The following is a 24,057-nucleotide window of genomic DNA, read 5'->3' as shown; positions in this document are numbered from 1 at the left end:
GGGCAAGCCCGCTCGCCACAACAGGCCCTCCCACAGGGATAGCCTGCGGCACACCGAATTACCCCAATCGAATATTCAAGCTCTGCGCATCGCCGGTACGTGCGGCGCTGATCAGCTGTGCCTTGGCAGTGGTATTCAACGGGTTGAGCCAGCTCACCACGGTGTGGCTACGACCCAGGCGCAGGGCTTCGCAGGTCAATTGCTGAGCGCTTTGCGTACCGCGCGGTTGCAGGAGCAGGATGCGCTCGCGGTTGAGGCCGGCGTCCCGCAGCCAGGCTTGGGTCAGGCTGGCGGGCGGGGCGATCAGCGTCAGCCAGCGCGCGTCTTGCTCCTCGCTCAGTTCACGAAGGATCGGCGCCAGCAGGCTCAGGCAGCTTCCTGCTGCACCGCGCAACGACAATTCACTGAACGCCTCAGGTTCGCAGCCCCAGGGAGCTTCGACCGTTTCCTTGAGAATAGGCGCGAGAGGTTGGGCCATAAAGGCTTCAAACAGTGACAGTTGTGTGTGTTGTGGGGTGTGCACGAGCTGCATGATGTCTCCTTTAGCGGCGAATGACGCCGACACTCAAGCCTTCGATCACCAGGTCCTGATCTTTCAGGTTCACTTCAATCGGGGCGAACTCAGGGTTTTCGGCCAGGAGCCAGACCTTGCTGCCTTCGCGTTTGAAGCGCTTTACGGTCACTTCATCGCCGATACGGGCGACGACGATCTGGCCATTACGGGCTTCGCGAGTGGTGTGGACGGCCAGCAGGTCGCCATCGAAAATGCCCACATCCTTCATGCTCATGCCGTGGACGCGCAATAGATAGTCGGCGCGCGGATGGAAGAAGGTCGGGTTGATGTTGCAGGATTCTTCGACATGCTGCTGCGCCAGGATCGGCGCACCGGCAGCCACTCGACCGATGATGGGCAGTGTCGATTCGTCGGCCTTGGCTTCGAAGCCAGGGATGCGAATACCGCGTGACGCCCCAGGGGTCATCTCGATCGCGCCTTTGCGAGCAAGTGCCTTGAGGTGTTCTTCGGCGGCGTTCGGGGATTTGAAGCCCAGTTCCAGCGCGATCTCTGCGCGTGTCGGTGGGTAGCCGTTATCATCGAGGCAGCGCTTGATAAAAGCCAGAATCTCAGCTTGGCGTGGCGTCAGTTTTAGCATGTCGATCGCTCTGTCTTTTTATACAGTGACTGGGATTATATACAGTGAACTGCGCTTGGCAATCATCCTTTTTGGGCACTCCGCTGGACGGTCATTCGTCACCCGACCTACAGGGCAGAGACAGCGCTGCCTACAGACCGGTAAGGATGTGATTAAATAGCGCCTGAATCAGGTGACTGCCCGGCCGGAAAGCGGACCCGCAGGCTTGACAATACACACTCTGAAACGTATGTTTCAAACAAGTGTTTGTCAGGCGGAGTAGCCATGGCCCAGTCGGAAACCGTTGAACGCATTCTCGATGCTGCCGAGCAGTTGTTCGCGGAAAAAGGATTTGCTGAAACCTCATTGCGTCTGATCACCAGCAAGGCCGGGGTTAACCTCGCCGCAGTGAACTACCATTTCGGCTCGAAAAAAGCCTTGATCCAGGCGGTATTCTCGCGCTTCCTGGGCCCGTTCTGCGCCAGCCTCGACCGTGAACTCGAACGCCGCCAGGCCAAGCCCGAGCACAAGCCGAGCCTGGAAGACTTGCTGGAAATCCTCGTTGAGCAAGCCTTGGTCGTCCAACCGCGAAGTGGTAACGACCTGTCGATCTTCATGCGCCTGCTGGGCCTGGCGTTCAGCCAGAGCCAAGGCCACCTGCGCCGTTACCTGGAAGACATGTACGGCAAGGTTTTCCGCCGCTATATGCTGTTGGTCAACGAGGCCGCCCCGCGTATTCCCCCTATCGAACTGTTCTGGCGCGTGCACTTCATGCTCGGCGCCGCGGCATTCAGCATGTCGGGGATCAAGGCGTTGCGGGCGATCGCCGAAACCGATTTCGGTGTGAACACCTCGATTGAGCAGGTGATGCGCCTGATGGTGCCGTTCCTTGCCGCCGGCATGCGCGCCGAGACCGGTGTGACCGACCAGGCCATGGCTGCGGCCCAGTTGCGCCCGCGTAGCAAATCCGCTCCGGTCGCCGCCAAGGTTTGACCGCTCTGGGTGTGCGCGGCCGCTTGCATCCGCTAAGCTAGCCGCCATGCCGAATTCAGCTATTGACTCGCAACCCGTTATTCTCGATGCGCTGCTCGCGCTTCATGAGGCTGACGGGTTGTGTGCGTTATTTAAGGAAGGTTTATGAGTGCTGCCCTGCAAGGTTCTTTGATGGTCGACGTTGCCGGTACTTGGTTGACGGCCGAGGATCGTCATTTGTTGCGCCAACCGGAAGTGGGCGGCTTGATCATGTTTGCGCGCAATATCGAGCACCCACGCCAGGTGCGAGAGTTGAGCGCGGCGATTCGCGCCGTGCGCCCGGACCTGTTGCTGGCGGTCGATCAGGAGGGCGGCCGCGTGCAGCGCCTGCGCCAGGGCTTCGTGCGCCTGCCGGCCATGCGTACGCTGGCGGATAAACCCAACGCTGAATACTTGGCCGAGCAGTGCGGCTGGATCATGGCCACCGAGGTTCTGGCGGTCGGCCTCGACCTGAGCTTCGCTCCGGTGCTGGACCTGGACTACCAGCGCAGCGCCGTTGTCGGCACCCGTTCCTTCGAAGGTGACCCCGAGCGCGCTGCCGTGCTCGCCGGTGCCTTTATCCGTGGCATGAACAGCGCCGGCATGGCCGCCACCGGTAAACACTTTCCGGGTCATGGCTGGGCTGAAGCCGATTCCCACGTTGCGATTCCCAATGACGAACGCACCTTGGAACAGATTCGCGCCAATGACCTGGTGCCTTTCGCACGCCTGAGCAAGCAGTTGGCGGCGGTGATGCCGGCTCACGTCATTTACCCACAGGTGGATGCCCAGCCCGCTGGTTTTTCGCGCCGTTGGTTGCAGGGCATCCTGCGGGGTGAGCTGCAGTTTGATGGGGTGATTTTCAGTGATGACCTGTCCATGGCCGGTGCCCATGTGGTCGGCGATGCTGCCAGTCGGATTGAAGCGGCGCTGACGGCCGGCTGCGACATGGGCTTGGTGTGTAACGATCGTGCGGCGGCGGAGCTTGCGCTTACCGCGGCGCAGCGGATGAAGGTGACGCCCTCGGCGCGCATTGCGCGTATGCGTGGGCAGGCGATTGCTTCGACGGACTATAAGCAGGATCCGCGCTGGCTGGCAGCGCTGACCGCGTTGCGGGATGCCCAGTTGATCGGCTGAAAACCGCGTTGCTGCCACAACAGCCGATTTGTCACAGATTTTGCGTTCGACGGTAATGGTGTAGAGACCTATGGCCATCGCAGGCAAGCCAGTTCCCACAGGGGGGGCATTGCAAATGTGCGAGCGGGCTTGCGGGTGATAGCGATCTAATCGTCAGCGCTTTTCTTGTTTGTTGGGCAGCGGTGCAAACAACGCTTCGATATCCTCGTTGGCCAACTGCCAATCTCCGGTCGTACGCCCATCGAGCACGCCGGCGGCCAGGTCTGATTTTTCCTTTTGCAGGTGCTGGATTTTCTCCTCCACCGTGCCCCGGGCAATCATCTTGTACACGAATACCGGCTTCTCTTGGCCGATGCGATACGCGCGGTCGGTAGCCTGGTTTTCCGTGGCCGGGTTCCACCAGGGGTCGTAGTGAATCACGGTGTCAGCTTCAGTGAGGTTCAAGCCTACGCCACCGGCTTTGAGGCTGATCAGAAAAATCTGCAGTTTCCCGCTCTGGAAGTCCTTTACCGGCGTGCGCCGATCACGTGTCTGACCGGTCAGTAACGCGTAGGCAATTTCGCGTTTTTTCAGTTCGACTTCGATCAGGCTCAGCATCGAGGTGAACTGGGAAAACAGCAGAATCCGGCGACCTTCCTCAAACAGCTCTTCAAGCATTTCCATCAGGCTGTCGAGTTTGCCCGAGCTGCTGCCACGGGCCGGCAGGGTGGCATCGTTGACCAGGCGCAAGTCGCAGCACACCTGGCGCAACTTGAGCAGTGCTTCAAGGATGATGATCTGGCTGCGGGCCACGCCCTTGCGGGTAATCTCGTCGCGAACCTTTTTATCCATGGCCAGGCGCATGGTTTCGTACACATCACGCTGGGCCTCGTTGAGCTCGACCCAGTGGATGATCTCGGTCTTGGGCGGCAGCTCTGTCGCCACTTGCTCCTTGGTACGGCGTAGCAGGAACGGCTTGATCCGACCATTGAGGTGTTGCAGTCGCACATCACTGGCGCGTTTTTCGATGGGTACGCGGTAATCACGGTTGAAGCTTTTCACATCGCCCAGCCAGCCCGGCAATAGGAAGTGGAACAGCGACCACAGTTCGCCCAGGTGGTTTTCCAGGGGCGTGCCGCTGAGGCACAGGCGCTGTCGTGCGTTCAGCTCACGCGCGGCCTGGGCGGCCTTGCTCGAAGGGTTCTTGATGTACTGGGCCTCATCGAGGATCAAGACATGCAAGGGCAGGGCGGCGAGTCGTTCAATGTCTTTGGGCAGCAGCGCATAGGTGGTCAACAGCAGGTCGTAGTCCTGCAGGTTGGGGAAGTGTTTCTTGCGCCCGGCACCGTAGAGCGCCAGCACCTTGAGTTGCGGGGTGAAATGCGCGGCTTCGTCGAGCCAGTTGGGGATCAGGCTGGTGGGCATCACCACCATGCACGGTCGATCCAGGCGGCCTGCGGCTTTTTCGGTGAGGATGTGCGCCAGGGTCTGCAGGGTTTTGCCCAGGCCCATGTCATCCGCAAGAATCCCGCCCACATCCAACTGGCGCAGCGACTGCATCCAGCTCAAGCCTTCCAGCTGGTATGGACGCAGTGTCGCGTTCAAGCCTTCGGGGGCGGCGCAGGTGAAATCCTTGATGTCGCGCAGGCGTTGGGCGAAGTTGCGGATCTTCTCGCCGCCTTCCCATTGCAGCGGCAGATCTTCCAGCGGGTTGAGGCGAATCGCGTCAGCCTTGGCCAGGCGCAATGTCGTGGTGCCGGACTCCTGCAGGTAAAACTCGCCGAGCGTGGCCAGCACCGGTTTCAAGCGTCCGTAGGGGAGTGCCACTTGCAGCGGACCATGGCCGCCGTTGGGCAGGCCGGGGATGTTCACCAGGATCAGTTCATCATCACGCCGCCGTGCGAGTTTCTCCGGGTTGAGGATCTCGGTGTGGGAGCGCATCAGGTTGAGCAGGATAGGCAGTAAGCTCAGGCGCTCGCCATTGACGATGATCCCCAGCTCCAGGTCGAACCAGTCGCGCTCGGGGCCTTCATCGACGGTGGCGTACCAGTCGTCTACCGGGCTCAGGTCGAAACCGAAATCCTCATCGATCTGCAGCTCCCACCCTTCGGCGCGCAGGGTCGGGGATGCATTGAGCGTGAAGTTCAGCCAGGCACTGTCATTGACCATCTCAAACAGCTCGCCGGCACTTTCCGGCAGGGCCTTGCTCTGGCGCGTGGCGATCTTGAACCCCAGCAGGCGCAGTTGCTCGCGATAGGGTTGCTCGCGCTCCGGATGTCGCTTGATGCGCAGGCTCTGGGTCTCCTGGCGAACCACGATGTCGGCGTTCTTTTGCCCGCTGACGTAGTTGCCCAGGTAGTTGAACGACAGCGCCGCGCGGTGCTGGATATAGCGCTGCATCTTGCCGTTGCGCGGTTCGAACGCACTGAATTCGACACTGGCCAGCCACAAGCGTGGTATTGGCAACACATCGTCCATCACCACTTGTGGCAATACCACGCGGTTATCCAGCACGGCCTGGAGTTTTTCCAGCAGCTCGGCATCTTGCGCGGCGGCCGGGTAGGCCAGGGTTTCCTGGACCTTGAGCAGCACCGCCGCGATGTGTTTGCAGTTGGTGTGCACCGGGCAGGTGCAGCGGCTGTCCACCAGGATCAACGTGCCCTTGGCGGATTCACGCAGTGAGATGGTCTGCCGGTAAACGTTGCCGCCCGAGCCTTCGCAACTGGCTACGATGGTGCTGTCGCCGGACTCGACGATCCGCACGCGGTTCTCCAAGGCGTAGCGTCGCCCGCGCTCAAGGCTTTGCTCTTTGAAGCGGTTGGCCCACGAAGGGGCCAGGGGTTTAGTCAGTGACGGCGTCAGGGGCATGGCGCTGGGTCAGTCCTGAATATCAGGCGGTGGCGTGCTGGGTGGCTTGGCGGTCAGCGAAGTGATCTTGATCAGCAGCGCCAAATGCCCGCCATCCAGATAATTGAGCTGGTTGTTCTTGGTGCGCACGTCTTTCTGGGCCAGGTGTTCGCTGGCGATCACGCTGCCGTTGCTGTCGAACTGGTTGATCCAGAAGTCCGCATCGATATCAGTGAAACGCCCCAGTTGCAGGTTCAGGACGCCCTCGATCGGAAACTGGCCGAACTGCTCCTGGCCGTCGGTGATGGCGATCTTGACCGGTTGCTCACCGAGGTTCTGCTCCCAGGCTTTGTGCGCGAGCACGGTGTAGCTGGAGTCGGCGTTGAGCTTGTCGACGATATTGCCAAGGCGCGGCGGGCTCATCTGGTTGCCCAGGCGCTGCGCCCCGGCATCCCAGTTTTCCGGCGCGGCGCGGCTGTTGAGCATCGGCTCCGCATTCTGGCGCACCAGGATCATTTCCACCTGGTACAGGCTGTCGGCAAATGCCGACGGCGCGAGTACCACCAACAACAGGCTCAGAGTGCGGAACAGGCGCATGGGGGCGTCCTTCAAGCGGATTTCGGGATGAGGCGCTCAAACAACGCCTCCAGGGTGTTAAAGCGTTCTTCGGCACGTTCCATCGGCACCATGAACTTGAACAGCGTAGCCCCTTCGAACTTGTAGCGGTTGGGTTGGCCCTGGATCAGCTTGATCAGCACCAACGGGTCCACCGGCGTCTGCGCCTCGAATTCGATACGCCCGCCCTGCGGCCCGGCGTCGACTTTCTTTATACCCAGTTGCTCGGCCTGCAATTTGAGCAGGGTCAGGCGCACCAGGTTCTTGGTCGGTTCCGGCAACAGGCCGAAGCGGTCGATCATCTCCACTTGCAGGTCCTTGAGGCCCTCTTCGTCGGTGGCCGAGGCGATGCGCTTGTACAGGATCAACCGCGCGTGCACGTCTGGCAGGTAGTCTTCGGGAATCAAGGCCGGCAACCGCAGGTTGATTTCCGGGCCGCCACCCAGCGGTTGGTCGAGGTTCGGTTGCTCGCCTTTACGGATGGCTTTCACCGCGCGCTCGAGCATCTCCATATACAGGGTGAACCCCACGGCCTGGATCTGCCCGCTTTGGCCATCGCCGAGCAATTCACCCGCACCGCGGATTTCCAGGTCGTTGGTGGCCAGTACAAAACCGGCACCGAGGTCCTGGGTATTGGCAATGGCTTCCAGGCGCTTTTCGGCGTCACCGGTAATCTGTTGGCGTGGCGGCGTCAGCAAGTAGGCGTACGCCTGGTGGTGACTGCGACCGACCCGGCCACGCAACTGGTGCAGTTGCGCCAGGCCGAACTTGTCGGCGCGCTCGATGATGATGGTGTTGGCGCTCGGTACGTCGATACCGGTCTCGATGATGGTCGAGGCGATCAGCACATTGAAGCGCTTGTGATAGAAATCGCTCATGACTTGTTCGAGGTCACGTTCGCGCATCTGCCCATGGCCGATGGCGATCCGCGCTTCCGGCACCAACTCGGCGAGGTCGGCGGCGCATTTCTCGATGGTTTTCACGTCGTTGTGCAGGTAGTACACCTGGCCGCCACGCAGCAATTCGCGCAGCAGGGCTTCCTTGACCGTGCTTTTGTTCTGCTCCATCACGAAGGTGCGCACCGACAAACGACGGGCCGGCGGCGTGGCGATGATCGACAGGTCACGCATGCCCGACACCGCCATGTTCAGCGTGCGCGGAATGGGCGTGGCGGTGAGGGTCAGGATGTCGACTTCACTGCGCAGGGCCTTGAGCTGTTCTTTCTGGCGCACCCCGAAACGGTGTTCTTCGTCGATGATCACCAGGCCCAGGTTCTTGATCTTCACATCGTCCGACAACAGCTTGTGCGTACCGATGACGATGTCGATCTTGCCTTCGGCGAGGTCGGCGACGGCCGCATTGACTTCCTTGGCCGATTTGAAGCGGCTCATCACTTCCACGGTCACCGGCCAGTCTGCAAAGCGGTCGCGGAAACTGTTGTAGTGCTGCTGGGCGAGCAAGGTGGTCGGCACCAGGATCGCGACTTGTTTGCCGCCGTGCACCGCAATGAAGGCGGCGCGCATGGCCACTTCGGTTTTGCCGAAGCCCACGTCGCCGCACACCAGGCGGTCCATCGGCTTGGGCGCGAGCATGTCGGCGCGTACCGCTTCGATGGTGGTTTGCTGGTCTGGGGTTTCTTCGAAGGCGAAGCCGGCGCTGAAGGTGGCGTAGTCGGCTTTTGGGTCGGCGAAGGCGTAACCTTCGCGCGCCGCACGACGGGCATAGATGTCGAGCAATTCGGCAGCGACGTCGCGCACCTGCTCGGCAGCCTTGCGCTTGGCTTTCTGCCAGGTCTCGGAGCCCAGGCGGTGCAACGGCGCCAGGGCGTCGTCGCTGCCGGTATAGCGTGCGATCAGGTGCAGGTTGGCCACCGGCACATACAGCTTGGCGCCCTCGGCGTATTCCATGGTGAGGAATTCGGCGGCCTGGTTGTCGATTTCCAGGGTCTGCAGGCCCAGGTAACGGCCGACACCGTGGTCAATATGCACCACCGGCGCGCCTTCACGCAGTTCAGTCAGGTTTTTGATCACCGCATCGTTATTGGCATCGGCGCGTTTTTCGCGGCGACGGCGCTGCATCACGCGTTGGCCGAACAGCGGGCTCTCGGCGATCAGGGCCAGGGCTGGGTCTTCCAGCAGCAAGCCTTCATCCAGCGGTGCGATGGTGATCGCCAGGCGTTCCTTGCTGGCGACAAAGTCCGGCCAGCTGTCGACGGTTTTCGGACGCAGCTTCAGGCGCTCGAGCAACTCCAGCAGCACTTCGCGACGCCCGGCGGATTCGGCGGTAAACAACACACGGCCCGGGAAATCGCCGAGGAAGCTGGACAGCGCTTCCAGCGGCTGGTTGGCCTTGGCTTCAATCGCCAGGTTCGGCAGCGTCTGCGCAGGGAAGCGTTCGCGGCCACTGCCGGCCTCCACGTCCTGTTGGCTGGCGACCACGCGCGGCCAATTTTTCAGGCGGGCAAAGCAGTCTTCCACCGGCAGGAAGAGTTCGGCAGGCGGTAATAAAGGCCGGGAGGGGTCGACGCGGCGCTCTTCATAGCGGTTGCGCACGTCGTTCCAGAAATTTTCCGCGGCCTGCTCGATGCCCGGCAGCGAGAACACTTGGGTGTCTTGCGGCAGGTAATCGAAGAGGGTGGAGGTTTCATCGAAGAACAATGGCAGGTAGTACTCGATACCCGCCGGTGTAATCCCGCTGCTCAGATCCTGGAAGATCGGGCAGCGACGGAAATCCACGTCAAAGCGTTCGCGAAAGCGCGCCTTGAAGCGCGTGACCGCGTCTTTTTGCAGTGGGAATTCCCGTGCCGGCAGCAGCTTGATCGAATCGACTTTATCGATGGAGCGTTGGTTCTCCGGATCGAAGGTGCGCAGGGTCTCGATTTCGTCATCGAACAGGTCGATGCGGTACGGCAACTTGCTGCCCATCGGGAACAGGTCGATCAAGGCTCCGCGCACCGCGAACTCACCGTGCTCGTACACCGTGTCGACACAGCGGTAGCCGCTGGCTTCCAGGCGCGTGCGCATCTGTTCTACGTCGAGCTTCTGGCCGACGTCCAGCACCAGGCTGCTGCCGAGCAGGAACTTGGTTGGCGCCAGGCGATGCAGGGCGGTGGTGATCGGCACCACCAGCACACCGTGGGCCAGTTCCGGCAAGCGGTACAGGCTGGCGATGCGCTGGGAAATGATGTCCTGGTGCGGCGAGAACAGGTCGTAGGGCAGGGTTTCCCAGTCGGGAAAATGCAGCACCGGCAAATCGGGCGCGAAGAAGCTCAGCTCCTGCTCCAGCCGCTCGGCGCTTTGACTATCGGCGGTGAGCAGCAGGGTGAAGCGCTTGGCTGCACTGGCAGCCTCGGCAATCGCCAGGCTCAGGGCGGCACCGGGCAAGTTGCCCCAGTGCTGTTTACCTGCCGCGGCAGGGAGAAGCGGTAGACGCAGAACGGGCACGGAAGGTTGAGCTCCAAGCGTTGCGACAAAGTCGGTAATTGTAACGGCCCAAGGTGCCGCCTGTCAGTTGCTGACTGTGCCTATTACGGTTTGTAGGAAATGTAGTGGCTAAGACAAACAATGCGGTGTTTTGACTCAATATGTAGTGCTATTTCGCCTGGATATTTCGGAGGGTTACGGACAAGTTGCCGTTGCGGCTTGCTGGGTGGCCTTCTGGAACCCGCGTATTTACTGGGCTGTAGCGGGGTGTCAGTTTTTCGCAAGCACTTTTTGTTGCCGGACGCGCATTGCTCCGAGGGCGGTCGGGCGGCATAATGTAGCCCCTTTTTTCTGCCCCTACATGTGGAAGGTTCCCGTGACTCAGAAGCCCGACCAGTGTCTTGGTGAATGGATCGACCGTGAAGCGCTCGCTGAAGCGATGATTCCGCTTATCGGTCAGCTGTACCGCAATAACAATGTGGTGAGCTCGATCTATGGCCGCAGCCTGATCAACCAGTCTGTCATCGCGATTCTCAAAGCCCACCGCTTTGCTCGCCATCGCTCTGCCGACGACAGCGAACTCTCCGTCCACGAAACATTCCCTCTGCTTAAAGCCATGAGCGAGCTCAAGCTCGGCGCGGCTTCGGTAGACCTGGGCAAGTTGGCCTACAAATACCGCAACGAAGGCAATGGCCGTAGCGCCGAGCAGTTCGTGCGTGAGGAAATGGCTGAGGTGGTTGGCCAGCAAAACGCTGCTGCCCGCAAAGGCACCGACGTCGTGCTGTACGGCTTTGGTCGTATTGGCCGCCTGCTGGCGCGCATCCTGATCGAAAAAACCGGTGGTGGCGACGGCCTGCGCCTGCGTGCCATCGTGGTTCGTAAAGGTGCGGAAAACGACCTGACCAAGCGCGCAAGCCTCTTGCGTCGCGATTCGGTACACGGTCCGTTCAACGGCACCATCGTCATCGACGAAGAAAACAACACCATCACCGCCAACGGTAACCTGATCCAGGTGATCTACGCGAAGAACCCGTCCGAGGTGGATTACACCCAGTACGGTATCAAGGACGCTCTGCTGGTGGACAACACCGGCGTATGGCGTGATGCCGAGGGCCTGGGCCAGCACCTGGCCTGCCCGGGTATCGACCGCGTTGTTCTGACCGCGCCTGGCAAAGGCAAGCTGAAGAACATCGTGCACGGTATCAACCACGCTGAAATCACCGCGGACGACAAGATCGTGTCCGCCGCGTCCTGCACCACCAACGCCATCGTGCCGGTGCTGAAGGCCGTGAATGACAAGTTCGGCATCGTTAACGGTCACGTTGAAACCGTGCACTCGTACACCAACGACCAGAACCTGATCGACAACTTCCACAAGGGCGATCGCCGTGGTCGCAGCGCCGCGCTGAACATGGTGATCACCGAGACCGGTGCTGCTACCGCTGCCGCCAAGGCCCTGCCTGAGCTGGCCGGCAAGCTGACCGGTAACGCGATCCGCGTTCCAACGCCAAACGTGTCGATGGCCATTCTCAACCTGAACCTTGAGAAAGCCGCCACCCGTGAAGAGATGAACGAGTACCTGCGCTACATGGCGCTGCACTCCGATCTGCATAAGCAAATCGACTTCGTCAACTCGCAGGAAGTGGTCTCCACCGACTTCGTTGGCTCGCGCCACGCCGGTGTGGTGGACGCAGAAGCGACCATTACCCAGGACAACCGCGTTGTGCTGTACGTGTGGTATGACAACGAGTTCGGCTACAGCTGCCAGGTGGTGCGTGTGATGGAAGACATGGCTGGGGTTAACCCGCCTGCGTTCCCACGCTAAGCACCAGCGGTAAATGAAAACGCCCCGACATGTCGGGGCGTTTTTTTTTTGCTTGTGGGTTTTGTAGTGGTTGGACTGCTTCATCGCAGCATCGGTATCTACGCAATGACCGTCGAACGCAAAATCTGTGACAAATCGGCTGTCGTGGCGAGCGGGCTTGTCGAATCGTCGTACCGCCCACGTTGGGCTGCGAAGCAATCCCAGTAAAGGCACTGAAATTTTCCTGAAAGAACTCCGCGCCAGGTTTTGGGGTTGCTGCGCAGCCCAACGCGGGACAAGCCCGCTCGCCCCAGGGGAATATGACTGCCTTCAAAGGTTGTGTATGCGATAGCGTCCTATCTGGCGCCACCTACCACGGAGGCTTGCGCAGTCCTCAATTCATGGCGATTGCCCTTGAACAGGATCAGTGTGGCGATCAAGCCCAACACCGCTGCGCCACTGAGCCAGATGCCCGGTGCCGCCTTGTTATCCAGCACGTGGATCAAGTAAGTGCAGGCCGCTGGCGTGAACCCGCCAAAGGTCGCTGTCGCCAGGCTGTAGGCCAGGGAGAAACCGGTGGTACGCACTTCAACCGGCATGATCTCGGTCAGCGCCACGACCATCGCACCGTTGTACGAGCCGTACAGGAACGACAGCCACAACAGCACAATCAGCAGATGGCTGAAGCTCGGGTTGGCCACCAACCACGACAGCGCTGGGTAGGCCGTGAGGATCGCCAGAATGGTCGCACCGAGCAGCAGGGGTTTGCGCCCGATCTTGTCGGACACGGCACCCATTACCGGCAGCCAGATAAAGTTGGAGATCCCCACGCACACCGTCACCAGCAGTGCGTCGAAGTCCGACAGGTGCAGTTCGGCCTTGCCGAAGGTCGGGGTGTACGCGGTGATCAGGTAGAACGACACCGTGGTCATGACTACCAGCGCCATGCCGGCGATCACGATGCCGAAGTTCTGGCCAATCGAACGGACGATTTCCTGCAGGGTAGGGCGATGTTTACGTGCCTGGAACTCTGGGGTTTCCTCCAGGGAGCGGCGAATCACAAAAATCACCGGCACGATCAGGCAACCGATCAGGAACGGTACGCGCCAGCCCCAGTCACCCATCTCTTCCGGGCTCAGCCAGTGGTTCAAGCCCACACCGAGCAAGCCGGCGAATACCACGGCGGCCTGTTGGCTGGCGGACTGCCAACTGACGAAAAAGCCTTTGCGGCCGGGTGTGGCGATTTCGGCCAGGTACACGGACACGCCGCCCAGCTCGACACCGGCGGAGAAGCCTTGCAGCAGGCGGCCAAACAGCACGATCAGCGGTGCCGCCACGCCCAGCGTGGCATAGCCGGGCACGCAGGCGATGAGGATGGTGCCGGCGGCCATCAAGGCCAGGGTGATGACCAGCCCTTTCTTGCGGCCGTGACGGTCGATGTAGGCACCGAGAAAGATCGCACCCAGCGGCCGCATCAGAAACCCGGCGCCGAAGGTTGCCAGGGACAGCATCAGGGACGCAAAGGCGCTGTCGGAAGGGAAGAACGTCTTGGCGATGGCCGTGGCATAGAAGCCGTAGACCATGAAATCGAACATTTCGAGGAAGTTACCGCTGACAACGCGAAAGATCGCCCTGCCTTTGCCCGTTGAAGTGGACATGTCATGCACTCATTCTATCTATCTTATTGGTAGTCCCTGGTCACGGGTCGTCCTTGCTGCAAAGTCTTGCCGCGAGGCGTCGCTGAACAGTATTGTAACCATATGTGTATTAGCCACTACAGGCAATAGAAACCGATAGCAAGCTGACCGTTTGTCGCAGGGCTACCTGAGTAGGCTGTTGCGCAGGTCGTTTGACAGGCCCTTCGGTGATAGCCAGATACCCAGGTGCGTCCACCGAAAAATCATCATTAAACAGAAAACCACATGCCGCATAATGGCCCGTCCTGCGAGGGTGCGTGTCAGCCGTGTAATGCCGGTTTCCTGTGCCTGTAATAAAGGCAAGACTGGCCTACGACGCGACCAAGGGTTAATGTGCGCGGCGTTGAGCCTTATATAGACTGTGCCCCGGTTCACACACTTGAGCCAAATTGTCCTTCATGACCGCTGGCCGCGGCATGATTTAGCCAGGCGTCCAACCGTGCGCCTGGCCTGTTCTGAGGAGTACGCATGGCTGTCTACAACTACGACGTGGTGGTACTGGGTTCAGGCCCAGCTGGAGAAGGTGCGGCGATGAATGCCGCGAAGGCAGGGCGCAAGGTGGCGATGGTCGATAGCCGTCGCCAGGTCGGCGGTAACTGCACCCACCTGGGTACCATCCCGTCCAAGGCTTTGCGTCACTCAGTCCGACAGATCATGCAGTTCAACACCAACCCGATGTTCCGGGCGATTGGTGAGCCGCGTTGGTTCTCGTTCCCGGACGTGCTGAAAAGCGCAGAAAAAGTCATCTCCAAACAAGTGGCTTCGCGTACCGGCTACTACGCCCGTAACCGAGTCGACCTGTTCTTCGGCACCGGCAGCTTCGCCGACGAGCAAACCGTCGAAGTGGTGTGCTCCAACGGTGTGGTCGAGAAGCTGGTAGCCAAGCACATCATTATTGCCACTGGTTCGCGCCCGTATCGCCCCGCCGATATCGATTTCCACCACCCGCGTATCTACGATAGCGACACCATCCTCAGCCTGGGCCATACCCCGCGCAAACTGATCATCTATGGCGCCGGCGTGATCGGCTGTGAATACGCCTCGATCTTCAGCGGCCTGGGTGTGCTGGTGGAGCTGGTCGATAACCGTGACCAGTTGTTGAGCTTCCTCGACTCGGAAATCTCCCAGGCGTTGAGCTATCACTTCAGCAACAACAACATCACCGTGCGCCACAACGAAGAGTACGAGCGGGTCGAGGGCCTGGATAACGGTGTGATCCTGCACCTCAAGTCCGGCAAGAAGATCAAGGCCGACGCCTTGCTGTGGTGCAACGGCCGTACTGGCAACACCGACAAGCTGGGCATGGAAAACATCGGGGTCAAGGTCAACAGCCGTGGCCAGATCGAAGTGGACGAAAACTACCGAACCTGCGTGCCGAACATCTACGGTGCCGGTGATGTGATCGGTTGGCCAAGCCTGGCCAGCGCCGCCCATGACCAGGGCCGTTCGGCGGCCGGCAGCATTGTCGACAATGGCAGCTGGCGCTACGTGAACGACGTGCCCACCGGGATCTACACCATTCCGGAGATCAGCTCGATCGGCAAGAACGAACACGAACTGACCAAGGCCAAGGTCCCTTACGAAGTGGGCAAGGCGTTCTTCAAGAGCATGGCGCGTGCGCAGATCGCCGGTGAGCCGCAAGGCATGCTGAAGATCCTGTTCCACCGTGAAACCCTGGAAGTCCTCGGCGTGCATTGCTTCGGCTACCAGGCCTCGGAGATTGTGCACATCGGCCAGGCGATCATGAACCAGCCGGGTGAGCACAATACCCTCAAGTACTTTGTGAACACCACGTTCAACTACCCGACCATGGCCGAAGCCTATCGGGTAGCGGCCTACGACGGCCTCAACCGGCTTTTTTGAGCGGCTCCGGCCGGTGGCCTGAGCCGGCCGGGGAGACCGATTTCAGTAATTCTCGAGGGTGGCAGTGGCCAAACCGGGAAAGTCTGTAATCAGGCTATCTACGCCGAAGTCGGCGAGCCTGCGCATCAGCGCGGGTTCGTTGACCGTCCACACCGACACGTGCAAACCCTGGCGCTGGGCTTTTTCCAGCCGCTCGGGGGTGCACAACGTCCAGTTCAACGCCAAGTATTCACAGCCGTAGTTCTGCGCCACCTTCAACGGGTCGAGCCAGGCGTATTCGGCGACCAGGCCGCGTGACAGGTCCGGGGTCAGTTCCACGGCAGCTTTCAAGACTTCCCGCGAACTTGAGGTCACTGTGACCTTGTCCATCAGCCCGAAACGCACGGCCATCTCACGAATCGCCAGCACCGTGGTCGCGGCACGGGTGCGCGAGGCGCTTTTGACTTCCAGTTGCCAGTGATCGAAGTCGCACTTTTCGAACAGCTCTTCCAGCCGTGGGATCGGGCACGGGCTGACCCAACCCGGGCCGCCTTTGCGCGCGTCCATCTTCACCAGGTCGGCTGCCGAATACTCGACGACTTTGCCGCGCCGGTCAGCGGTACGCTTGAGTGTCGGGTCGTGGATGACCATCAGCTCGCCGTCCATGGACAGGTGCAAATCCAGTTCGCAGCGGCGTACACCGTGCTTGAGGCATTCCTGAAAGCTGGTCAGGGTGTTTTCCGGTGCTTCGCCTTTGGCACCGCGGTGGCCGTAAATCAGGGTCACAGTTGCTCCTTTGCGCCAGATAGCCCGGCGGGGTCATACGAAATTCAGGTATCCAGGGCGTCGCTCTGTTCCCGCGCCAGGCGTCGCTCCTGGGCTTGTTTCTGCAGAATGTAGCGCGCCAGCAGTTGGCGTTGGGCGTCGGTCATGGCTTCGAATTCCGTGCCCACGTCAAAGCTGTCGCCCTTGGGGTCGCAGTGGGTGACGCGGGCGCGCAGCAAAAGGCCAAGCGCCTGGGGCATCAGCACCAGCTTGACCGCCAGCTGGGCGCCGGGCGTCAGCGGCGTGGGGTTCTGGAAATCGATACCGCCTTCGGAAATGATCACCGGTTGCGGGGCGCCCACCTCATCCAGCAAGCCGCGCGCCATGATCTGGCTAAGCAGATCTACACGTTTGTTCTGCACTTTGAGGAAGGCTGCCAGGCTGCGATCTTTCTCGTTGATCTGGCGTAGCAGGTGTTGCGCTTCGAATTCGCTGAGGTGCAGTTCACTGAGCAGGTTGAACAGCGGTGAATCATCGAGCAACACTTCCTTGCTCGCCGCTTCGGGGGCAGACAGGCTTTTGATTTGAAGTGCGATCATGTCGTCGATACGGTAGTATTCGCGGCGCTCTTCTTCATCTAATGTCGACATGGCGAACCCCAGGTAACGGTAATGGTCTGAGTGTAAAGCTGCTTACCAGACCCCGCCACCGGGACGTCTTCTTTTCCTCCGAACAAGCCCCGACATGTTCAGACCTCTCTTCGTATTTATCGGCACGCGTTATACCCGTGCAAAGCGTCGCAATCATTTTGTGTCGTTCATTTCCTTGACCTCGATGATCGGTCTCGCCCTGGGCGTGGTCGTGATGATCGTGGTGCTGTCGGTCATGAACGGCTTCGATCATGAGATGCGCACCCGCGTGCTGGGCATGGTGCCCCACGCGACCATCGAGTCGGATGAGCCCATCAACGACTGGCCAAGCCTCGCCGACAAGGTCAAGCAGAACCCTCAGGTAGTGGCCGTTGCGCCCTTTACCCAGATGCAGGGGCTGCTGACCAGTGACGGCAAGGTGCAGAAGATCCTGCTCAATGGTATCGACCCAGCCCAGGAACGTAACGTCTCGATCATCGACAAGTTCATGCTGCAAGGCAAACTCGACGATCTGGCGCCTGGCAGCTTTGGCATCGTGATTGGTGACAAGGCCGCAGCCAAGCTTGGCGTGGGCATCGGCGACAAGCTCACGTTTGTCGCCCCGGAGGTCACCGTGACCCCGGCCGGCATGTTCCCGCGCATGAAGCGCTTTACCGTGGTGGGAACCTTCCACGTCGGCGCCGGCGAGATCGACGGCTACCTCGGCTTGACCAACCTCACCGACCTGGCCCGCTTGCACCGCTGGAAGCCGGACCAGGTGCAGGGCCTGCGCCTCAAGTTCAATGACCTGTTCGACGCACCACGCGGCGCCTGGGAAATTGCCCAGCATCTGGGTGACTCCCAGTACTACGCCCGCGACTGGACTCGCACCCACGGCAACCTGTACCAGGCCATCCGCATGGAAAAAGCCATGATCGGCCTGCTGTTGCTGCTGATCGTGGCGGTGGCCGCGTTCAACATCATCTCCACGCTGGTGATGGTAGTGAACGACAAGAAGGGCGACATTGCGATCCTGCGCACCCTCGGCGCCACGCCGGGGCAGATCATGGCGATCTTCATGGTGCAAGGCACCGTGATCGGCGTGGTCGGCACCTTGATCGGCACGGCGGTCGGGATCCTGGCCGCGCTGAACGTCAGCGCCGCCATCGCCGCACTGGAAAAAGTCATCGGCCACAAGTTCCTCAACGCCGACGTCTACTTCATCGACTACTTGCCGTCCCAGGTTCAGGCCCAGGACGTGTTGATGGTGGGCGGCGCCGCGTTGGTCCTGAGTTTCCTTGCCACCCTGTATCCAGCCTGGCGCGCGGCACGTACCCAGCCAGCACAGGCATTACGTTATGAGTGAATCGGGCATGAGTGAAAAAGCAATCCTGAGCTGCCGCAACCTGGGCAAATCCTACGAGGAGGGCCCGGAGTCGGTTGTGGTGCTGTCCAACCTGCAACTTGAACTGCACCCTGGCGAGCGCGTGGCGATCGTCGGCAGTTCCGGTTCCGGTAAAAGTACCTTGCTCAACCTGTTGGGCGGCCTCGATACGCCGTCCCAGGGCAGTGTCTGGTTGGCCGGTGAAGAACTATCGGCCCTCGGTGAAAAGGCCCGTGGCCAACTGCGCAACCGCTCGCTGGGCTTTGTGTACCAGTTCCACCACCTGCTGCCGGAATTCACCGCGCTGGAAAACGTGTGCATGCCGCTGTTGATCGGCAAGACCGCGATCCCGCAAGCGCGCGAGCGTGCCAAGGCATTGCTGGAGCGCGTCGGCCTGGGCCATCGCCTGGAGCACAAGCCGGCCGAACTGTCCGGTGGTGAGCGCCAGCGCGTGGCGATTGCTCGCGCCCTGGTGAACAACCCGGGCCTGGTGATGCTCGACGAGCCGACCGGCAACCTCGACTCCCATACGGCCCAGGGCATCAAGGACTTGATGCTGGAACTGAGCACCCAGATGCGCACCGCGTTCCTGGTGGTGACCCATGACATGAGCATGGCCCGGCAGATGGACCGCGTGCTGCACTTGCAGGAAGGTCATCTGGTCGCCATCTGACCTGTTTCAAGCCCGGCGCTTGGCGCTGGGCTTTTTCATTTTTTCAACGGTGCCCGCGAATGTTCAGACCGTTATCGATTTTCATCGGCACGCGCTATACCCGCGCCAAGCGCCGCAACCGTTTTGTCTCGTTTATCTCGATGACCTCGATGATCGGCCTCGCCCTGGGCGTATTGGCCATGATCGTGGTGCTGTCGGTGATGAACGGCTTCCAGCGTGAAATGAGCTCGCGCATCCTCGGCATGGTGCCCCATGCCACCCTCGTTGGCGTGAACCCGATCGACGATTGGCAGCCCGTGGCCGCCGCCGCGTTGAAGAATCCGCAAGTGACCGCTGCTGTACCGTTCACACAAATGGACGGCATGTTCTCCTACAAGGGCGCGATGCAGCCGATCGAGATCAGTGGTGTCGACCCGGCCCAGGAAGGCAAGGTCTCGATCGTGGCCCAGCATATCGTGCGCGGCAAACTCGAAGACCTGAAGCCCGGCGAATTCGGCGTGGTGATCGGCGACATCACCGCACGGCGTTTTCGTTTGAACGTGGGCGACAAGCTCACCCTGATCGTGCCGGAAGTCAGCACGGCGGCACCGGGCGGCATCACCCCGCGCATGCAGCGTTTGAATGTGGTCGGTATCTTCAAGGTCGGCGCCGAGCTGGATGGCTCCATGGCCCTGATCAACATGGCCGACGCTGCCGAGATACAGCATTGGCAACCGAACCAGGTGCAAAGCGTGCGCCTGGCAGTGAAAGACTTGTATGCGGCGCCTAAGGTGTCGGCGGATATTGCCGCCAGCCTGGGCGCGGGCTACAAGCCCGATGACTGGACCCACACCCAGGGCAGCCTGTTCAGCGCGATGAAGATGGAAAAGACCATGATCGGCCTGCTGTTGCTGATGATCGTCGCCGTCGCGGCATTCAACATTATTGCCACCTTGATCATGGTGGTGAACGACAAGGGCGCGGACATCGCGATCCTGCGCACCATCGGCGCCACGCCCCGGCAGATCATGGCGATCTTCATGGTGCAGGGCACGGTGATCGGCATCGTCGGCACCTTGATCGGCGGCGTGCTGGGCGTGATTGCGGCGTTGAATGTGAGTGAACTGGTGGGCTGGCTGGAGCGGGTGAGCGGGCAGCACATCTTCAGCTCGGATGTGTATTTCGTCAGCAACCTGCCTTCGGAACTGCAGGGTGGTGATGTGCTGTTGATTTGCTCGGCGGGGTTTGTGTTGAGCTTCCTGGCGACGTTGTACCCGGCGTATCGGGCGGCGAAGATTGAGCCGGCACATGCGTTGAGATACTCGTAGTTCTTTAGACCGCTATCGGGAGCAAGCCCCCTCTCACATCTGGAATGCATTTCAACGGTGGGAGGGGGCTTGCTCCCGATAGGGCCGGCCCAGCTTGCATCAATCTTCCTTCGGCAACTCAATCACAAACCGCGTCCACCCAGGGCCCGACTCACAAAAAATCCTCCCCCCATGAGCCCGCACAATCGACTGGGTAATCGCCAACCCCAGCCCTGCATGCTCGCTGTTGCCTTCATGCCGTGCCGGATCAGCCCGGTAGAAACGGTCAAACAAGCGCGGTAACACCTGCGCCGGAATACCTTCCCCGCTGTTCTCTACCGTCAGCGTCACACCCTCTGCACCGGGCGCCATGCGCACCCGCACTTCGCCGCCCGGCGGGGTAAACCGCAGCGCGTTATCCAGCAAATTCGACAAGGCCCGGCGCAACATGCCGCGATCCCCGCTCGTGTGGGCATTACCCTCGCGCACCAGCGTGACCTGCGCGTCTTCCGCCACCAGGGTGAAAAACTCCAACAGCGCTTCGACTTCATCGGCCAGCGCCAGGGGTTCACGGGTGGGCATCAGCAAACCGTGGTCGGCCTTGGCCAGGTACAGCATGTCGTTGACCAGTTGTGCCATCCACTGCAATTCCTCCAGGTTGCTGTGCAACGCCTCGCGGTAATCTTCCAGCGGGCGCGGTTGGGTGAGGATGACTTGGGTCTGGGTTAGCAGGTTCGACAGCGGCGTGCGCAGTTCGTGGGCGATATCGGCGCAGAACGCCGAGAGGCGCTGGAACGCGCCGTCCAGGCGACCCAGCATGGCGTTGAGTGCCTGGGCCAGCTCCGCCAGTTCCACCGGCATTTGCTCCTGGGGCAAGCGTTGCTTCAGGGAGTGGGCGGATACACCGGCAGCCACTTCACCCATGCGCCGCAACGGGCGTAACCCACTGCGAGCCGCCCAGGCGCCGAGTAGCGCGGTGGCCAGGGCCGAGAGGCCGACGGTCAGCCAGATCAAATGCTGCATGCGCTGCAGGAAGTGTTGGTGGTGGGTGATGTCGAGTATCAGGGTCAGCTGTGGCGAACCGGGTTGGTCGGCGATCAACGGCGCGTTGTACACGCGGTAGTCGGTGCCCGCGTTTTGCAGGCTGTGCAGGCCGGGGGCTTGGGGCAACGTGATGTTCGGCGCACCATCCAGCCAGCGCTGGCCGGCTGCGGTGATGCGCAGGGCGAGGTCGGGTTGATGATCCAGTTCGGCGTGCAGTTGTGGCACTCGCTGGAGAAAGGCTTCCCGTGAATCGACACCGTGCAGCGTACTGCGCAGCGCCACCAATTTGCTGTCGAGTAGCTGCTGGTCCAGCTCAATAAAGTGCGCCTCGCTGGCTTGGTTGAACAGCACGCCGGCAAGCAACGAGACCACGGCGGTGCAGGCGGCAAACAACAGTGCCAGGCGGCTGGTCAGGGACAGGCGCTTGATCACGTGAACCGCTCCTCCAGCACATACCCCATGCCGCGCACGGTGTGGATCAGCTTGTTGGGGAAGTTGTCGTCGACTTTCAGGCGCAGGCGGCGGATCGCCACTTCGATGATGTTGGTGTCGCTGTCGAAGTTCATGTCCCACACCTGGGAGGCGATCAGTGTCTTGGGCAGCACTTCGCCCTGGCGGCGCAGCAGCAGTTCCAGCAGGGAGAACTCCTTGGCGGTAAGGTCGATGCGCTGGCCGTCGCGCTCGACACGGCGGCGGATCAGGTCCAGGCGCAGGTCGGCCAGTTGCAGGGCGGTGTCCTGTGACGCGCTGCTGCCACGGCGCAACAGGGTACGCACCCGGGCCAGCAGTTCGGAAAAGGCAAAAGGCTTGACCAGATAGTCGTCAGCGCCCAGCTCCAGGCCATGTACGCGATCTTCTACGGCGTCGCGAGCAGTGAGGAATAGCACGGGGACGTCCAGGCCGGCACTGCGTACGGCTTGCAGGATTTGCCAGCCGTCGCGACCGGGCAGCATCACATCGAGGATCAGCAAGTCATAGTCCCCCGTCAGCGCCAAGTGCTGGCCACTGGTGCCGTCGGCCACCAGTTCGGTGCTAAAACCTGCTTCGGCCAAGCCCTGACGCAGGTAATGACCGGTTTTCGGTTGGTCTTCGACGATCAGCAGTTTCATTCAGGGCTCTTGGTAGTTGGGGGTAGGGCTATGTAGGCGCGAGCTTTATACCGTGGGTTTCAGGGTATGGGTGCAAGCTGACAAAGTTGTAATCTAGCAGTCAGCTGGCTGGCAGCGAGGCCATCTTAAAGTGTTGCCCAAGCTGGATACCTATTCTGGAGAGTGAAAGATGGCGTTGCGTACACCCCTGTCAGTGGCGGGCTGCCTGTTGGCGTTGAGTTTCAATGCCCTGGCGGATGCGACTCACACCTACGCGTTCGGCCAGCCGGCCCCGGCGGATAAAGCCACGCGCACCGTTGAAGTAACGCTTCAGGACATCGCCTTTTCGCCCAAGTCCCTGGACGTCAAGGCCGGTGAAACCGTGCGTTTCGTACTGGTCAACAAAGGCCGCCTGCTCCACGAATTCAACCTGGGCGACGCGGCGATGCATGCCGCCCACCAGAAAGAGATGCTGCAGATGCAAGCCAGCGGCATGCTCACCGCCACCGGCATGGGCAAGATGGACCACAGCGCCATGGGCCATGGCGACATGGGCGGCATGAAGCATGACGATCCCAACAGTGTACTGGTGGAGCCGGGCAAGACTGCCGAGCTGACCTGGACGTTCAAGCAGGCCACCGGCCTTGAGTTCGCCTGCAACCTGCCTGGGCATTACCAAGCGGGTATGGTGGGCAAACTGACCGTTGAGTGAGGCGTTTGTTAAGGGCGGGAGCAAAGGCTGGTAGACTGGCGCGGTTTATTTAGCCAGGTTTCCGCCATGCATCCCGCAGCCGAACATTCGCCGCTGGGCAAGTCCAGTGAATACATCTGCACCTACACGCCATCGTTGCTGTTCCCGATTCCGCGCGCCGCCAAGTGGGCCGAGCTGGGCCTGAGCGCCGAAACCCTGCCGTACAAGGGCGTGGATTTCTGGAACTGCTTCGAACTGTCCTGGTTGCTGCCGTCGGGCAAACCGGTGGTGGCCATCGGTGAATTCAGTATCCCGGCCGACTCGCCGAACATCATCGAGTCCAAGTCCTTCAAGCTGTACCTCAACTCGCTGAACCAGACCGCGTTTGTTGATACGCCCAGCCTGGAAGCGACCTTGCGCACCGACCTCAGCTTTGCGGCCGGCAAGCCGGTGAGCGTGCGCATTCGCAGCCTGGCCGACATCGAGGCCGAAGGTGTGATGGCGTTGCCGGGTGTGTGCATTGACGATCTGGATATCAGCGTCAGCACCTACGAACACCCGCGCCCGGAACTGCTGCGCTGCGATGACTCGCGGGTTGTGGAGGAGAGCGTGCACAGCCACCTGCTCAAATCCAACTGCCCGGTCACCCGCCAGCCTGATTGGGGCAGTGTGGTGGTGGACTATCGCGGAGCGGCGCTGGATCACGCCAGCCTGCTGGAATACCTGGTGAGCTTTCGCCAGCACTCGGACTTCCATGAGCAGTGCGTTGAACGCATCTTCCTGGACTTGCAGCGTTTGCTGAAACCGGAAAAATTGACCGTGTATGCGCGCTATGTGCGCCGGGGTGGGTTGGATATCAACCCGTACCGCAGCACTGAAAATACACAGTTCCTGAACGTGCGCCTGGCACGTCAGTAAGCCCGCACACAAAACCCAATGTGGGAGGGGGCTTGCTCCCGATAGCGGTGGATCAGTCAGCTTATTCTCAGCTGACCCACTGCCATCGGGAGCAA

At 60.8% G+C, this 24,057-nt stretch carries 19 protein-coding genes; 9 read left to right on the top strand and 10 right to left on the bottom strand.

Going from position 1 to position 24,057, the window contains the following annotated elements; translation table 11 throughout:
• Nucleotides 1-58: 58 nt before the first annotated feature.
• Nucleotides 59-532 (bottom strand): SOS-induced cell division inhibitor SulA, encoded by a 474-nt coding sequence (gene sulA / locus M5B43_RS22955; RefSeq protein WP_248752224.1) that lies wholly within the window; start codon nucleotides 530-532, stop codon nucleotides 59-61.
• A 10-nt stretch (nucleotides 533-542) separates the two neighbouring features.
• The gene (gene lexA, locus M5B43_RS22950) at nucleotides 543-1,151 is read right to left on the bottom strand and encodes a transcriptional repressor LexA (RefSeq protein WP_003172575.1); all 609 of its coding nucleotides are present in this window, start codon (nucleotides 1,149-1,151) and stop codon (nucleotides 543-545) included.
• 264 nt (nucleotides 1,152-1,415) lie between these two features.
• On the opposite strand from lexA, the gene M5B43_RS22945 reads away from it, so the two are divergent.
• Together M5B43_RS22945 and nagZ are read left to right on the top strand one after the other, a co-directional pair.
• Complete coding sequence (locus tag M5B43_RS22945; RefSeq protein WP_248752223.1) at nucleotides 1,416-2,123, top strand: TetR/AcrR family transcriptional regulator; 708 nt, start codon at nucleotides 1,416-1,418, stop codon at nucleotides 2,121-2,123.
• Nucleotides 2,124-2,267: 144 nt separating this feature from the next.
• A complete protein-coding gene (gene nagZ / locus M5B43_RS22940) occupies nucleotides 2,268-3,278 on the top strand; it encodes a beta-N-acetylhexosaminidase (protein WP_248752222.1) in 1,011 nt (336 codons plus the stop codon).
• A 153-nt stretch (nucleotides 3,279-3,431) separates the two neighbouring features.
• Here nagZ and M5B43_RS22935 read toward each other — a convergent pair whose 3' ends face one another.
• The 3 genes from M5B43_RS22935 to mfd are packed head-to-tail and all read right to left on the bottom strand — an operon-like array spanning nucleotide 3,432 to nucleotide 10,162.
• Nucleotides 3,432-6,125 carry a DEAD/DEAH box helicase gene (locus tag M5B43_RS22935; RefSeq protein ID WP_248752221.1) on the bottom strand — a complete coding sequence of 898 codons (2,694 nt, stop codon included), beginning with the start codon at nucleotides 6,123-6,125 and terminating at the stop codon, nucleotides 3,432-3,434.
• Between the two features lie 9 nt (nucleotides 6,126-6,134).
• Nucleotides 6,135-6,701 carry a CsiV family protein gene (locus M5B43_RS22930; RefSeq protein WP_248752220.1) on the bottom strand — a complete coding sequence of 189 codons (567 nt, stop codon included), beginning with the start codon at nucleotides 6,699-6,701 and terminating at the stop codon, nucleotides 6,135-6,137.
• 11 nt (nucleotides 6,702-6,712) lie between these two features.
• Nucleotides 6,713-10,162 (bottom strand): transcription-repair coupling factor, encoded by a 3,450-nt coding sequence (gene mfd / locus M5B43_RS22925; RefSeq protein WP_248752219.1) that lies wholly within the window; start codon nucleotides 10,160-10,162, stop codon nucleotides 6,713-6,715.
• 340 nt (nucleotides 10,163-10,502) lie between these two features.
• On the opposite strand from mfd, the gene M5B43_RS22920 reads away from it, so the two are divergent.
• Nucleotides 10,503-11,966, top strand: coding sequence for a glyceraldehyde-3-phosphate dehydrogenase (locus M5B43_RS22920; protein WP_248752218.1), 1,464 nt, complete (start codon nucleotides 10,503-10,505; stop codon nucleotides 11,964-11,966).
• A gap of 335 nt (nucleotides 11,967-12,301) precedes the next feature.
• Here M5B43_RS22920 and M5B43_RS22915 read toward each other — a convergent pair whose 3' ends face one another.
• Nucleotides 12,302-13,603: an MFS transporter gene (locus M5B43_RS22915; RefSeq protein WP_248752217.1), complete on the bottom strand. Its 1,302-nt coding sequence runs from the start codon at nucleotides 13,601-13,603 to the stop codon at nucleotides 12,302-12,304.
• Nucleotides 13,604-14,110: 507 nt separating this feature from the next.
• Between M5B43_RS22915 and sthA the strand changes: the two genes are divergently transcribed.
• Entirely contained in the window at nucleotides 14,111-15,505 is a 1,395-nt protein-coding gene (gene sthA / locus M5B43_RS22910) for a Si-specific NAD(P)(+) transhydrogenase (protein WP_248752216.1), read from the top strand.
• 42 nt (nucleotides 15,506-15,547) lie between these two features.
• On the opposite strand, the gene M5B43_RS22905 is transcribed toward sthA, so the two are convergent.
• On the bottom strand, nucleotides 15,548-16,270 hold the full coding sequence (locus M5B43_RS22905; protein ID WP_116665107.1) for a glycerophosphodiester phosphodiesterase family protein: 723 nt from the start codon (nucleotides 16,268-16,270) through the stop codon (nucleotides 15,548-15,550).
• Between the two features lie 44 nt (nucleotides 16,271-16,314).
• Nucleotides 16,315-16,899 (bottom strand): PilZ domain-containing protein, encoded by a 585-nt coding sequence (locus tag M5B43_RS22900; RefSeq protein WP_248752215.1) that lies wholly within the window; start codon nucleotides 16,897-16,899, stop codon nucleotides 16,315-16,317.
• A 94-nt stretch (nucleotides 16,900-16,993) separates the two neighbouring features.
• Between M5B43_RS22900 and M5B43_RS22895 the strand changes: the two genes are divergently transcribed.
• From M5B43_RS22895 to M5B43_RS22885, 3 genes are read left to right on the top strand one after another with little or no spacing between them, the layout of a single operon-like run.
• The gene (locus M5B43_RS22895) at nucleotides 16,994-18,244 is read left to right on the top strand and encodes a lipoprotein-releasing ABC transporter permease subunit (protein WP_248752214.1); all 1,251 of its coding nucleotides are present in this window, start codon (nucleotides 16,994-16,996) and stop codon (nucleotides 18,242-18,244) included.
• A gap of 7 nt (nucleotides 18,245-18,251) precedes the next feature.
• Nucleotides 18,252-18,935 (top strand): lipoprotein-releasing ABC transporter ATP-binding protein LolD, encoded by a 684-nt coding sequence (gene lolD, locus M5B43_RS22890; RefSeq protein ID WP_162946070.1) that lies wholly within the window; start codon nucleotides 18,252-18,254, stop codon nucleotides 18,933-18,935.
• Nucleotides 18,936-18,994: 59 nt separating this feature from the next.
• Nucleotides 18,995-20,242, top strand: a complete 1,248-nt coding sequence (locus M5B43_RS22885) for a lipoprotein-releasing ABC transporter permease subunit (RefSeq protein WP_248752213.1) — start codon at nucleotides 18,995-18,997, stop codon at nucleotides 20,240-20,242.
• A gap of 99 nt (nucleotides 20,243-20,341) precedes the next feature.
• Here the strand turns inward: M5B43_RS22885 and M5B43_RS22880 are convergent, their stop codons facing one another.
• A complete protein-coding gene (locus M5B43_RS22880; protein WP_248752212.1) occupies nucleotides 20,342-21,697 on the bottom strand; it encodes a heavy metal sensor histidine kinase in 1,356 nt (451 codons plus the stop codon).
• Nucleotides 21,694-22,374 carry a heavy metal response regulator transcription factor gene (locus tag M5B43_RS22875; RefSeq protein ID WP_248752211.1) on the bottom strand — a complete coding sequence of 227 codons (681 nt, stop codon included), beginning with the start codon at nucleotides 22,372-22,374 and terminating at the stop codon, nucleotides 21,694-21,696. Before M5B43_RS22875 ends, M5B43_RS22880 begins: the two co-directional genes overlap by 4 nt.
• A 169-nt stretch (nucleotides 22,375-22,543) precedes the next feature.
• On the opposite strand from M5B43_RS22875, the gene M5B43_RS22870 reads away from it, so the two are divergent.
• Together M5B43_RS22870 and queF are read left to right on the top strand one after the other, a co-directional pair.
• Nucleotides 22,544-23,065, top strand: a complete 522-nt coding sequence (locus M5B43_RS22870) for a cupredoxin family protein (protein WP_248752210.1) — start codon at nucleotides 22,544-22,546, stop codon at nucleotides 23,063-23,065.
• 66 nt (nucleotides 23,066-23,131) lie between these two features.
• Nucleotides 23,132-23,962: an NADPH-dependent 7-cyano-7-deazaguanine reductase QueF gene (gene queF / locus M5B43_RS22865; protein ID WP_248752209.1), complete on the top strand. Its 831-nt coding sequence runs from the start codon at nucleotides 23,132-23,134 to the stop codon at nucleotides 23,960-23,962.
• The last annotated feature ends 95 nt before the right edge of the window (nucleotides 23,963-24,057 follow it).

Origin of the sequence: Pseudomonas sp. MWU15-20650 (assembly GCF_023242475.1) — a bacterium.
Classification (GTDB): Bacteria; Pseudomonadota; Gammaproteobacteria; order Pseudomonadales; family Pseudomonadaceae; genus Aquipseudomonas.
Note: the sequence above shows the minus strand (reverse complement) of the source record. Positions and strands in the feature narration are given on the sequence as shown.